At 40.9% G+C, this 14,434-nt stretch carries 8 protein-coding genes; 5 read left to right on the forward strand and 3 right to left on the reverse strand.

What is annotated here, in order from left to right; all coding sequences use genetic code 11:
* Positions 1 to 333: 333 nt before the first annotated feature.
* Positions 334 to 3,963: a hypothetical protein gene (locus LX66_RS09055; RefSeq protein WP_145712157.1), complete on the reverse strand. Its 3,630-nt coding sequence runs from the start codon at positions 3,961 to 3,963 to the stop codon at positions 334 to 336.
* A gap of 177 nt (positions 3,964 to 4,140) precedes the next feature.
* Positions 4,141 to 4,788, reverse strand: a complete 648-nt coding sequence (locus tag LX66_RS09060) for a hypothetical protein (protein WP_145712159.1) — start codon at positions 4,786 to 4,788, stop codon at positions 4,141 to 4,143.
* 315 nt (positions 4,789 to 5,103) lie between these two features.
* On the opposite strand from LX66_RS09060, the gene LX66_RS09065 reads away from it, so the two are divergent.
* Together LX66_RS09065 and LX66_RS09070 are read left to right on the forward strand one after the other, a co-directional pair.
* Complete coding sequence (locus LX66_RS09065; RefSeq protein WP_145712162.1) at positions 5,104 to 5,397, forward strand: hypothetical protein; 294 nt, start codon at positions 5,104 to 5,106, stop codon at positions 5,395 to 5,397.
* Positions 5,398 to 5,760: 363 nt separating this feature from the next.
* Positions 5,761 to 5,985: a DUF433 domain-containing protein gene (locus tag LX66_RS09070; protein WP_145712164.1), complete on the forward strand. Its 225-nt coding sequence runs from the start codon at positions 5,761 to 5,763 to the stop codon at positions 5,983 to 5,985.
* 473 nt (positions 5,986 to 6,458) lie between these two features.
* On the opposite strand, the gene LX66_RS09075 is transcribed toward LX66_RS09070, so the two are convergent.
* A complete protein-coding gene (locus LX66_RS09075) occupies positions 6,459 to 8,204 on the reverse strand; it encodes a hypothetical protein (protein ID WP_145712167.1) in 1,746 nt (581 codons plus the stop codon).
* 767 nt (positions 8,205 to 8,971) lie between these two features.
* Between LX66_RS09075 and LX66_RS09080 the strand changes: the two genes are divergently transcribed.
* The 3 genes from LX66_RS09080 to LX66_RS09090 all read left to right on the forward strand — a co-directional run bounded on the left by LX66_RS09080 (position 8,972) and on the right by LX66_RS09090 (position 14,256).
* On the forward strand, positions 8,972 to 9,616 hold the full coding sequence (locus LX66_RS09080) for a FecR domain-containing protein (protein ID WP_145712168.1): 645 nt from the start codon (positions 8,972 to 8,974) through the stop codon (positions 9,614 to 9,616).
* 457 nt (positions 9,617 to 10,073) lie between these two features.
* A complete protein-coding gene (locus tag LX66_RS09085; RefSeq protein ID WP_145712170.1) occupies positions 10,074 to 10,754 on the forward strand; it encodes a DUF4974 domain-containing protein in 681 nt (226 codons plus the stop codon).
* A 220-nt stretch (positions 10,755 to 10,974) separates the two neighbouring features.
* Entirely contained in the window at positions 10,975 to 14,256 is a 3,282-nt protein-coding gene (locus LX66_RS09090) for a SusC/RagA family TonB-linked outer membrane protein (RefSeq protein ID WP_145712172.1), read from the forward strand.
* Positions 14,257 to 14,434: the final 178 nt, after the last annotated feature.

The raw sequence follows: 14,434 nt of genomic DNA on the forward strand, positions 1-14,434 counted from the left end.
TACCATGCAAATAGATGGCTTTCACACCGGCGAGGGAAAACGGATTTACCATTAAAGGGGTGTACCTGCCATGCAAATAGATGGCTTTCACACCTAGACCTCATGCGGGGTAACGCCGCCGGGAGGTGTACCTGCCATGCAAATAGATGGCTTTCACACCCGACTGGTCCCGGAGGTCAAGGTTGACGTGGGTGTACCTGCCATGCAAATAGATGGCTTTCACACCATGAATCTAATAAGTGCTTCAGTAATAACGCCCAAGCTCTAGTGTATGACATCTGAAAATTGCATGGGATGATACCTCTAGTCCTGATACAGACTAATTTCTCATTTCTACTCTTCCCGATTGTTTTCATACTCAGACCGGTCTCTTTTTTCATGCAAATTCTTTTCTATACCCAGCAATTGCCGTACAGAGCTCCCTTCCCGCGTAAGCCATGAAAAACTTCCGTTACTTGGGATATCGTTATGAAAGGTAATATTTCGGTAATCACTTAGTGTTATGTTGAGATCCTTATCTATATTATTGTCAACTGTACCGGACAGCTTTAATATGCTATCGAAATTGAAGAAGTATGCCGGATATTTTCCATAGTATTCAGTTTTTTCATATTCATTTTTTAGCCATTTATGAAAAGCCTCTTTGCTTTCATAACCGTTAAGCGCCTGCTGCAGTATCTTCTTCTCAAACTCTAATAGATATCTCCCTAGCTCCAGGCCTGTTCGGCGTACTAATTCTATTTCATCGAGTAGCAATTGGAATGGAATTGGATTATTGATTGTTCCATCGGGAAATGGAGCACCTGCCAATTGATTTGTAGATAGTTTTTCTATTTCTGGAGCCCAAATCCCGTTCTCGGTACTGCACCTCTGTACAAAATGTTCAGCAGCTTTTCCTAACCGACTTTTTTGCACTATAAACATCAGGTCATCCAGTTGATGCATCAATATCGACATATAGATTTGGCGTTTGCCTGATTCTTTAGGTAGCGGTTGTAAAATAGTAAGCTTATGCAAATCTCCAATGTACTGCCTGCCTGACCTCGGTTTTTTCATTAATAATTCTCCCATTGCTTGGGTGTAAGGATTATTAACCAGGTATTCATTAGCCATCCACCATAGTAAAATATCCTCGGTACAGGTAGTATTCATTAAACCGGTTAGCACTTCCTTTTGCTTTTTAGTGTCGTCATCGGGATATAATACTGCTGAATTCTGTTCGTCATAAAAATCCTCCACCAGTTTTTCACGGAGGGCTCTATTCTTTCGCAAGGCAGAGAAAATGGTAAGCGTTGGCTGTTTTTTTACTTTTTCGCCATTTTTGTTTACAAATTCAACCGACTTGCTTGCCTTGTACTGTTCAGGGAAAAAGTATTTTACCACCAGCATAGGGTGAATGTCAAATGGCTTAACGCAAAGAGTTGTATTATGTTTTTCCTTCAGTGCTTTCTTCTCCTGTTCACGCAGAATATTTAGTGGTACAGAAATTCCGAGTAAGCGACATAATTCCGGTAGCTCCCTTTTGAGTTGTTGGTTCGGTAATGATTTTAACTGGCTGTACCTATTATCCAACAATTGATGGCACTCCTCAAATGTTTTTTTCATCAACTCATCCAGACTATCGGCCTCATCCAGAAGTGATAGGATTGATCGGGGAATAGGTGGTTTTCGGGTATTCAGTTTAAATACATCCTCAAAAAGGTGGTCATATTTGCTTTTGAACCGCTTTTTAATTTGCTTTCTACTTTCTTTATCTTGTTCGTTATCCTTCAGGTGCAGGCTATAATGGCAGACACTCATCTGATTGTATTCATGTGCTCTGAAAAACCTTGGGTTGCCATCATTTCCTTTTGGCCATTGAAGTAACCGGTAGGCATCCATTATTAATTTATTCTTTTGGGCGCGACTCAGATAAGGTTTATTCTCCAATGCTTGCTGCCATTCCTGTTTTATGTATTCTATTCTGGTTTTAACAAGTGTTAAAAGCTTTTCAATGTTTGTCGGAACATTTTTCAAAAATCCTGAAACAAAAGGAGATTCCAAAAGCTCATAACCATGCTCCATGTTCCAGTATTCATTTTTATGTAGCCGATCCAGATCTCTAACCAGTGTATCAAGAAAACCTTTAGCCTTACTGACAAAGTCTGCTCTATTATTTATGATATAGGCGCCCAGATAACGCATTGCTCTGGGACCAAGAGCAAACTGATAGAATTTCTCATGATTTTTTTTACCTGGTCCATTTTTGGGCATTGCCAGGAAAATGTGATCATTATCTAAGGTTAGCCGGTAATCGCCATTAAGAGGTATGTCAGATGCTCTGAGATATTCTTTAGTTCGAATGAGGCTTTCGGACCGTGCATTTTGATCTTTTTTTCTCATTTCAAAACGTTCCATACCCCAATACCAGTTATCCCCAGCAAAATCCATCAAATACCGGGATACATAAAACATGAAGCGATTCCCAGCTCTAAACTTTTGTGTGGTCCCCTCCAGAAAATCCTGTTGATAAACCATAATAGGCTCCGGATCGAGGGGCTGTATTTCAACTTTATGCGCCCCTTCGTATGGGAGCTCTAGCCATGCGGTATCCATGCTGCGCATATAGTTTGCCAATTGGATGCTGTCCCGAATTTTTGCGCCACTTCCTTTTTCAATAGATTCAAAATAAGAGATACCGAACTCCGTTAATTTCCTTCCACCCCGCAGTCGCTGATTCTTCCTGTCCAGCAGAAAATCAAGATCTTCACCTGTTCTTTCGTTATCTTGTTTACATAAAATGTTATAAAGGGATACTCTATTCTCCACAATGGATCTTAGGTTTAATTCTAGCACCTGGTAAGGCGACACCTCCTTTTTGGAACCGTGATGTAAAATTTGGAGCAATACTAATCGGTGCAAGGTCTCAAAATCTATATGAAAAGTATAATTGGGAATGGGTAGGTAATTAAAGGCAATCGTACCCAGACGATACCTATCATCTTGAAGTTTTGCAAAGTTTTCCTTTTCCTTTCGGGTATTAAACTTCCCGGTGGCGGGGATTTTCCTATCGAGTAAATGAAAATTTAGCTCTGGCAGCAGATGGGGATTTTTTTCAAGGTAATCTTTAAGTTGCCCGACATTCCTAATTATTTCGCCTTTTTCATCGAACAGGGGCATCGAATCCCTGCTTCCCCAATACCAGGGATAATCAATGAGGTAAGAAATGAGCTTATATGCTGTGCGAGCTTTGAAAATGTCTCGTTTTTGCTGTTCATCCATTGAATCAATAAACTGTTCTTTATGGTTGAAATCGAGCATGGAAGCGCCGTCCCGATGGCAATAAAAGGTATATAATAGACGCTTCATTTTAAAGAGGGGCATATCCGAACGTTTAAACCCTCTACGTTGTTGCAATAGTTGATTCATTTCCCCGGTAGAGAGAAAGAAGCTAAGGAAGAAAATACGGCCCTCGACAGTGATAAAATCCTTCTTTCTTTCAGGCACCCTTTTAAATAGCGAGAACTTTTTCATTCTGCCTGTTCGTGCCAGGTCTTCATATTCAAGCATGGCTCCTGGAAATTCGGCTGATAAAGCCGCCTTAGCTTCATCATATTTTTGTTCCACAAAATCCTTTAACTCCTTTTCAAATATAAGTACCTCATGGTCGTGCCAGATGTGCGAATGGAAGTTGCGAATGGCCTCCACCTTGGCAATTAGAGCCTGAATTATCCATTCATCGATAGGTTGTACCTCATATCCATTGCTGTTCTTTTGTAGATAATGGGCTTTCCATAAGTACTCAGCCAGGAAGGCATATTGCCGTGAATCAGGCCAATTGGAAATTTGCTTTTTGATTTTTACTACACTATCGAAGGCAACATTGTAGTAAATTGTCAGATCTGCGCTTTTTGACCTGCCACCAACAAAAAAGTCATAATCAACGGCCTGTTCTGACCGAGGGTTTTTAGATGGTGATTTCATATAAATTGGATTTATTTTCGTTAGGGTTAAAGAATGTTAATTGCTCCAAGATACCAAGAGGAAGCTCCCTGCCCAATTACTTACGCGAAGCATTGTAAATAAGATTTTCTAGTGGTGTTATTTACTACACAAGGTTTATATAGTTGTTTTAAATATAAAATGGCACTATTGCTGGAGCTATTTTGAAAGTTTCAATACTAGCTTTCCATGGCTGGCCCTTTCATGGTTAAAATAGTAACCTTCCATTTGTTTTGTTTGTGGGTCATAACTAAGTACACAAACACCATCATGGTTATTTAATCCATATTTTTTGTTATCTGGATGCAGTTGGTCGCCTTTGTTGCTGTAAAAGTAATGGATACGTAATGAGCCATCATTTTCTTTTTTCATTCCTTCGGAAGAACTGGTGAAATAGGAAGACTGTTGAGCCATCTTTTTGTCATTGTAGAATGCACCCTTTATTTCGAAACCGTTTAGGTTTTGGACGACAATCAGTTTGCAGTACAATTTTATATTTGGTTTTCTAGGATTGTCCTCCATGTGATATGATGATGTAACGGTTCCGATGTATGTTCCGCGTATGTCATAGAGTCCCAATATGCGCAGCCAACCTTTCCACATTACCGTTCGATTTATAAGGCTTAAACAACCTACTACGAACCCCGCTAAAAGTGGAATAGATAGTACATCAGCAATTTTTATATGGAATTCATTTTTTAAGGCTGCATTTACCAGCACATTGTACCCAAACCTCAAAGAAATAATAATACACACTATATAAACTAATACCGGAGGAGGGTAATACTTGAAGGAGAATTTGTTCATAAGTATAGTATAATTTGAAGAGTGTAAAAGATTGAAATTGAAGGAAATGATAAATGTTTTGTCCAACAGGTATACTGAGTTGCATTAACTGCTCATAATGGTTAGTGTTAAGAATTACTACAGGCAAGGGGCGTCCCAATTTTTTTGGTATATTTTGCCAAAAATACATAATTAACTAAATTGTGTCCGCAATAACAATCGTGGTATTTTTATGCAATGGAGAAAAAGAAGCTCCCTCGCACTATCCCGTGAGCCAAATGCCCCTGGAAGAAATCAACGAATCCCCATGAAATTCCGTTTGGATATAGTGTAGAGTTGCATAAGAAATTAGCGAGGACAATTGCGAAACCAGGAAGCTTAGAAAAGCTTAATGAGCCAAGCGTTTATGCGATGAACTGTCATTTGACAGCTTGTGGTGACAAGGAGTTTTGCGTTGGTTGGCTCTATAATCAATTAGGCGAAGGGAGTAATATTCCGTTACGGATTCATATGATAGAAAATTACAAGGATTGGGGTGATCTTAAGGTAGTAGGGGAACAGCATGCAACATTTAAGGATACTTTGCCCAAGGATTATAAACAGTTAAGTTGCAAGTATAAAAAGTATTAATGACAAGTAAAAGGTAAGTTTATGCTTCACGAGAGTAAATTGTTCTCATATACAAATTGGGCTATGAGAGATGATTGCGGCACTGATTATTCTGGTTGCCAATTGATGGTTAACCTTGGCGGGTACAAAAAAGGAATGAAATTTCCGTCTATATATTACTCTGCTAAGGAGGGTTTTTTAGAGTTACGCGATGAATGGGGGAATGAAATACAAACAATAAATACGACTGGCACTGCTAGGTGCCTTTCGAGTTAAAGCCCAAATCCATTCTGAATTAAGTTCGGATAATTTGTTTACCAATAACTTGGTTACTATATTATTCGTTAGGAATTTTGGCCTGCGGACATCGCATTTTTTATATTGATGAAAATTACTCTCGTGGATATTGAGCGGTACATAGAGATTAATCCTACTGTTTTGATGGGGAAGCCAGTAATTAAAGGCACCCGTATAACTGTCGAATTAATTCAAGGCAGAATAGCCGCTGGTGAAACCGTACAAGACATCCTAATAGCATACCCCCATATTAGCAGGGAGGCTGTCGAGGCTGCTTTATTATACAAAGATTCCAGGCCTGAAGAAGAATAGTTATTCTAGTACTTCTGAATACTTTTCCATCTTATAAAAGATTATTTAATGGACGTTTACTTTGGGGTTGAACTGGTTTTGAGAATTTCTTTCCGGGGTACAGGTGCATGTTTTTGTGCAAAGGCAGCTTGCAGATCATGAATTCTTGCAATGGCGGCGGTGCTCTGGGAGTTTTTAAGCACTTCCTTGATCGGACGACCTAAGTATTCAATAGGGTCTCCAGGTCCTATAGGCTTGCTCTCAGCATACTTGCGATGGAATTCTTTCCATGACTTGGCAGCTTGAACGATTGCCTTTCCTTATTCCTCAAAAAACTCTTCTGGTACCAAGTACAGTTGATTTACAATTTCACATAGAAATGGCGTATGACATATTTAGAAGGCACTATACAGGCTTCAAAGAAAGGCGGAAAGAAGAAGTGGTACGACAAATTGAGAAATATTGACGCTATTTCATTAAGCAATCTAAATGCGCTATTGCAGAGGCCTTTCTAGGTCGTCGAACGATATTCCTGCCAGCGTTATCAATTGGTCAAGCACTTCCTGAGCTTTTTCTAAGTCGCCGGGTCTGAGTGCAAATTGCCAGTTATACAGCTCATCAAATCCGGCATAGGCAAGCAAAAAATCGTCGCTGTTACCTGTGAACCGGAGCCTTTCTTGCGCCTGGCTGGTCATCGTGAGATATTGGAGGATATGCTGTTCAGTATGGTCTGGGCCTTGCCCTGTCAATACCATATCCAGCAGGCTTTCCAGGTTCATCAGCACGAGCGGAGTGATCTTCAGTTTGTCCGTAGACGATTTCGGCAGTGAACGGACAAAAGCGTCATTCAGATAGGTGTTTAAGCCATTGAGCCCGAAATAAAAATCATTGTAGGTGATAACGGGGTAGATAGTTAAGCCGCCATTATCCAGTAAGGTTTTCGCGTCGGGGTCAAAAGTAAAACCACTTTTATACAGTAGTGCGATTTGCTTACGTAGCTGGTGGATACCTTTTTCTTTGCCTTTTTCGTTCGCGATAAAACCTCTGTCGAAATAGGTCTTTAAATCATCAAAATTCGGTTTCTGAGCCAGTTTTTCGGGGAAGAAATAGGCCTTGTACTCAAATAGGAAGATTTTACGCCCCACCCGTAAGTAGCCGTCTGGCACGCTTTCGCTGCCGTCGTCAAAATGCAATACATCACATTGTTCCTGGGCCAGCAGGGTTAGGATTGGTTTCAAGCAGCGTTTTTCCAGCACATCGGCAACTTGTTGGCTATAGCGTATATACGCCTCATTCTGCAGGGCTTTATCTTGTGGCTTCAAGCTGGTTTGATGGAATAGTTCAAAATAAGGTCCTCGGAAGACCTTGCGCTGTGCTAGATAATTATCCAGTACAAGGTATTTTTGTCTTTGAGAGCTGAAGAACACCGGCCGTTTTTTAAGATCGCTAAAACGTAGTTTCTCTTTGGTTTGCGGGGAGATCCTCTGCGCGTCAAGATGTAGAACATTCGTCGCGGAATCAACGGTGATCAGCGTATACTTCCTAAGCATCGCGTTAGGGTCGTAAAGTTCAGTTGCCTTGTAGATAGCATTGTAACTGTCCATCAACTGCCCCGGGCTCGATAAACCGAAACTCAGCAGGTAATCACGGAGCGGTTCCCGGAAGTTTTTGGCTGCGAAGTCTAGGAAACAGGCAGCCTTCAGCATCTCAAAGATCATATTTCCTTTTTCGTTCAGGTCGAACTGCCGCAGGATTGGCAGCCAGCAAAGGCGCAAAGTCCATGAGGGGTCCGTTTTATCAAGGGACCTAAAGTCGATATCCCCATGGTCGCCGTCATTCACCTCGTCGATAATCTTCAGGTATGCTCTGAAAAACGCGAATTCATGATGCGGCTGGTCTCTCGTTTCAACAATGCGGTAATTATTCAGTTCTCGAAGCATCATAAAGACCAAATATCTTCGGAAAAAAATCGCTCCCTGGAACCCGCTGCCTGCTTTCTCCTTATACAAGTCAAATGCCCTAAGAATATGGCTGCGCTGTGCATCTGTAAACCGACGTATGACAATGTAGTTCAGCCGCGTTTGGGTTTCTTTCCATGGTTCTGGGCATGTCAACTCGCTGTTGAGGGCAGCGCAAAGGTTTATAATAGTATCCGAACCCAACCCCCGCACGAGGTCGGTATAATTTGCTTCCTCGCTGGGAAAGATTTCACGGAAACCGGGAATGGTGGAGGATCGCATAGTAGATGTTCCGAAAGTTAAGGATCAAATTTAAATAATAGAATTTATATAAACCTACTGATATGTGACGTGCCTTCCAGTTTAACAAATGGTTTTCTCACCAGTACACTTTAGTTAGCAAGCCTTATCGGGTGTAGGTAATTTACAATTGATGGCTTTCAGTTCTGACGGAGATCTGTGGATAATGATGGTCAAGGTATATGAGTGTAATTAATAATAAATGCGTACCGGTATTGTATTACCAAAAATGCTTCTAATATATGTTAATCATTTGTAAATATTAGCTTCCCATCCAACTCTGAGGAGTTTAAATGCTCTTGATACTGCCGAGGATTGAGAGGAATGAATAGTGAACCCTCATAATATGGCTAAAAAAATATTCACTTAAACTAGGACATTTGTTTCTGAAATTCGACCTACATATATGGGGGATGGTTACTGTGGTTGAAGATACCTGTTAATAAATTAGTGGATTGTCATGTGGACAACGGCCTACCTATTGAAGAAAAATGAGAGCTTTTATTTAATGTCCATAAATCAATCAGTATTGTAGTATAGTGCAATATAAATATGTTAATAAAACTCTATACTTGAGTAGAGGAGACCCTGCTATGGAATACCTTGTGACCAGGTGATAAGTTTCTGCTTATCCCACAGCGTCTGAGCCTATGGCAATTCAAGTATACCGGATTCCTACAACCATAGATTCGTTTCAGCAATTCTATATTGAAATATAGGACTATCAACCTGTATACAAACCAACGTTTATGAGGCATTTTATACAACGTAAACTGGCTAGAATAAAGAAATGCTTTTCCCAGCAGATGTCTAGGGTCCCCAAACCATGGGAGCCATTTGACCCCGATCATTTTATTGCAATCCTAATGTTAAGACACGATGGAGATACTACAGAAGAAGAAAATGAATATATTAAAAGGGAGATGCGGAGAAACCCTAAAGCAAATTATTATTACGAATATTACCTGGATTGGTGCGAGGAAGTAAAGACACAGCCATTGTATATTGTTGACATTAGCCAGAGTGAAGAAACGGTGAGGCCGAGCAGGAAGAAGCTTGCTTTGCCAATTGCAGCCAGCATACTTTTAGCGTATGTTGGATTCTCTCTAAGTATGAAATATAAGCTTGTCCGTAGGGAGAGTGACGAAAGTAGCTTCCATGTGCAGATGCCATTATACCAGATAGCGGACTCTATAAGACAGCATTACGGAGAGAAGGTATTGTTTGATCAGGAGGAAATTAAGTACTACCACTTTACGTATACGCTTGATAGCACTAAGCAACTTATCGATTTTCTGGACCAAATCTATAGCTGCAGTGACCTTCGGTTTTACCGGGACGGAGAAGGTAACCTTCATTTCGAAAAGAAACCGCTAAAGAATATCAGGAAGTAGCGTACTTTAGCACTGGTATGGATTTCAAAAAATTGAATAGTTAATGCCCATAATAGGACATAAAAAAAATATTCATTAGAACTAGGACATAACCCCTTTTAATTTCGACCTATCATTGTACAGGGATGAAAATTGTGAAAAAGCCAAAGGAGAAATTCATTAATTGTCATCTGGCGTAGTTGCCTACTCTTTGGTGAAAAGCGCGCCTTTATTTGCTGTCCATTAAATATTTTGTGTTGTAGTATAACGCAATTAAATATGTTAAAAATATCTATGCTTGAAATAGAGCATGCCCTGCTATGGAATACTGTTGGATCGGGGATAGACAAGTCCCTGAGTATCCCGTACCGTCCATGCCTATGGCCATTCAAGTATACAGGCTTCTTCGAGCTGTAGATTTATTTCACACCGCATCTTGACAGATATCTAATGTTTAGATATTAATTAAATATTTTCTATGAAGCAATTTTTACGTCGTAAGCTGGATGAATTACAGAAGTACTTTAAGCGGAAGAAGCGTAGGGCGCCCAGACCTTGGGAACCTTTTGATCTAGGTAGGTATCACGACCTTCTGAATGCAAGGCAGCATGGCCTAACATCTCAAGATGAGAATGATTATATTGACAGGGAAGGATTAAGGAATGCAGATGCGTTCACTCTGTACCAAGATTTCAAGGAGACCTTGGAGAAGCAAGGAGAAAAGGTCTTTTCTATTATTGACTATTTTGACCGTGAACGGCTGAAAGTGCAGCGTAGAAGAAAGAAGCTAGCTTTAGCTGGAGTATTGGTTGCTGTTTGTGTATTCGGGGCAGCTGCTTTCAACAAGTTTTACAAAATCGTCCCGAGAGAGCAGAGGCGAACCAAGTACTTCGCTTTGCAATTACCTTTACATCAGATTGCCGATTCCATAGAGCATCATTACGGAATGGAAGTCATTTTTGATGTAGAGGAGATAAAGTATTTTTATCACACTTATAAACTGGATAGTACCCAAGCGCTAGCTGTAATCCTTACGGACATCTCAGGCAGTAGCAATATACAGTTTTACGTTGATGCTGAAGGAAGATTACATTTCAGGAAGAAATCAATAATGGAGATGAAATTAGGATATCCTCGTATAAAGAAGCAGCCAGAGTAACTTTTCCGCATTATTATCCGGACATTATGACCAAGCACTAATAAACCGTCGTATTAAAGGTATTCCTGGTAGTTTTAGGGTAGAAAGAATTGGAGGGAATCTATATAGTTGCCTAGAACCTTATAGAAGTCTTTTCCATACTGGGTTGCCGAAAATCCAGGAATCAAAATGTCACGTAAATATTCAAGAGTAATACGTGAGAAAATGCACCTCTACTGTTATGCTTAGAATACTGTTCATCCTTACATTAATTGGTTTGAACAGCCAACTGCTTGCTCAGGACTATCCTGGTAAGCGGCTTATTACCTATAAAAAGCGTAATGTAAGAGTAACAGATTTTTTCCGGGCCATCTGGGAGCAAACCGATATGCAGGCATTCTACAATGATGAGCAGATCAGTAGCGAGGAGCGGATCTCCGTTTCATTTGAAAGCGAGCCGCTGGATAATGTGTTGAAACGTATTTTAACTCCTCGGGGGCTAGGATGGTATTACAGGGAGGAAACTTTTGTTATTACACCAAGGGTGCCAGGTGATTATGATCTTGAAGCGATTCCGGGTGAAAAAAGAAGAATCATTAGGGGAGTGGTGGTAAATGAAAAGGAAGAGCCTCTGTCCGGAGTGAGCATCGTTGAATTGACGAGCGGGGGCAATACCGGGACCCTTACAGATAACCTGGGGAGATTTCGTTTGGAAAACATCGGCCGGAATGCAAAACTGATTGTCAGTAGGTTAGGGTATAAGACCATGAAGCTAGAAAGCTTTGCCGATTCAGTCTATGTACAGCTTGTGCCGTTATCCGCCCCCCTTCAGGCTATCCACGTCAATGGAACCAAACAATTTCAGCTTACGGGATCATCCACAAAAGTCAGCCAATCGGAAATTGAGGAACAGCCGGTCAACAATGTTTTGAGCTCCCTGCAGGGAAGGGTTGCCGGGCTGAATATCAACCAGCTAAATGGTTTACCCGGAGGTGGATATAAAATACGGTTACGTGGCAAAAACAGCATAGAAAGTATCAGCGAACCGTTAATTCTGATTGATAATTTACCCATGCCGTCCGTTTCCCTGAATGAGGATTTCGCCAACCTCACGGGGGTAAGTTCCAATCCGGCGTATACCGCTGCGAGTCCATTGAATCTACTTACAGTGAATGATATTGAAGAAGTGGAGGTCCTAAAAGGACCTGACGCTACTTCCCTGTATGGGAGCAAAGGGGGCAACGGAGTCATTCTGATCAAAACAAAATCTCCGGTTTCCGGCAAGAAGGGGTTTTCGGTTAATGTCTACAAAGGAATAGGGAAGGCAGTCAACCTGATGCGTTATCTAGATACAAAGCAATACCTGGAAATGCGGCATGAAGCATTAGGAAATGATGGGAAGACAGGTCCAGGCGCCGGTGATTATGATATCAACGGTACATGGGACACCACCAGGTACACTGACTGGCAGAAAGAAATGATCGGCGGACTGGCCCACATTACCGAGAGCAGCATGGACCTTGTTGGCCGGAATTCCACCACAAGCTACCGGGTTAGTGGAATGTACAGAAGAGAGGGTACCGTTTATCCTTCAGATAATTTTAAATATAATAAATGGGGTGCAAGTGCAAAGCTGAACTATATATCCAAGAATAAACTGCTTAAACTAGGCTATAGCGGAAATTTTGTGAAGGATAATAACCTATTGCCCGCTGCAGATATGACCAGTTTCTCATCATTACCTCCAAATACACCGAATCCCTATGTTGACGGGAACCTGAATTTTGAGAAGGGTACTTTTTATAATAACCCTTATGTGTACTTGCTTCGGACCAACAGGAATAAATCCCAAAATCTCCGTTCTTCCATTATTGGTAGCTTTGAGCCGTTTAAAGATTTTGTTGTCAGTACAACAATTGGCTATAGTAAGTTTAGGGTGAGCCAAGTAGAAATAAAGCCCGTGAAATCCTATGATCCCCAGGATAATGTAACAATAGGCAATTCCATATTTTTCGACAACAACTTCAGGAGTAATTTAGTCAACATTCAGGGAGATTGGAAGAAGACGAAAGGGAGAAGTAGCATAAAACTGGTTGCTGGGCTACGCATACAGCATGATAAATTTCAACAACAAAGCAAAGCGGCTTATTATAGCCAGGATAAAGACAGTTTATTAGAGGACATTACAGCTGCTTACACAGCCAATACCCTTCTTGATACTGATACCAGTTATAAATACAGGTCATACTATGGAAGAGTTGCCTATAAGTATAACGACAGATTAATGTTAACGTTAACAGGTACTTGGGACTATTCCAACAGGCTCAGTAAAGGGAGGGATACCCACCTATTCGGATCAATCGGTACAGCATGGGTTTTCAGCAGGGAAAAATGGTTAGCCAAGAACCGGATTTTCAGTTATGGGAAACTACGGGGCAGTTATGGGACGGCAGGAAACGATCAGTATCGTAGGGATGCCGACAGGATTACCTATATTAAATGGGATGTGTTACATAAGTATGTAGATTATGATTCGACAATAACTTGGGAAATCACCAACATGGGAGAAATAGCACTTGATCTGGGATTCTTTAATGATAGGCTCCTAGCTACAATATGCTATTATAATAACTTGAGCAAAAATCAATTGCTCACGGCAGGGGATAAAGTAGTGGATGGAACCTATAAACCTGTAAATTATCCCGCAGAGGTGAAGAATACAGGATGGGAAGTGGATTTGGATTTTACACCGATCAGAAACGAGAAGCTGATCTGGAGAAGTGGTTTTAACATAAGCTTCCCGAAAAATACCCTGGCAAAATTTCCCGGACTGGATGAAATCAGGTATAAAAGGTTCTATCAGCAGGGATTTTCGGTAGATGCACCAGTGGGGTTTCAATTTCAGGGAGTAGACCCGGACAATGGTATCTACAGGATTTCCCACGACAGTAGCGGGTTGCCGACTCCTGACGACGATAAATATGGCGTGGAACTGGGACCGACATTTTACGGAGGGATTTACAACAGCATATTTTATAAGAATTTTGAGCTGAGCATGCTGTTCAGGTTTGCTAACCAGAATAATTATACCGTTCGTTATGGTCCGCACGTTCCAGGTTCCATAGGTAATCAACCTTTGGCAGTTATGGATAGATGGCAAAAACCGGGTGACCAGACTTCGGTACAAAAATTTACCAGTTCTCTGGCAACCCAAGCAGGCCAGATTTTTCGTTATGCCCTATCGAGTGACCAACAGGTAGGAAGTGCCAATTTCTTCCGACTTCAAAGCCTAATGGCCGGTTATAACCTCCCGGAAAAAATTTTGAAGAGAATTAAAATAAAAAGTTGTAAATTGTATTTACAAGGGTATAATCTGTTTACCATTACAAATTTCCAGGGAAGAGACCCTGATGCTGGGACATTACAAGCTCGAAGTACGGAATTAGAAACGGCACTGACGATATCACCAGAAACATACCCCTCTTTAAGAGTAATAACAATTGGGACAAGAATATCTTTTTAGGTTCTCTGCTTGATGCTCATTTTTCTCTCTGATTGATGTTCTATTTATTGATTCAATGTTTTTTAAACGGTTTGGCTATCAATTGCTGACCCTTCCCGTGCTACTCCACTGTAACTAGAATCAATTTGGATTTTGAGATTTAAATTTTGCCCTATGGATTGAGTATGCATCTGAACGA

The organism is Chitinophaga japonensis (genome assembly GCF_007830125.1).
Classification (GTDB): Bacteria; Bacteroidota; Bacteroidia; order Chitinophagales; family Chitinophagaceae; genus Chitinophaga; species Chitinophaga japonensis.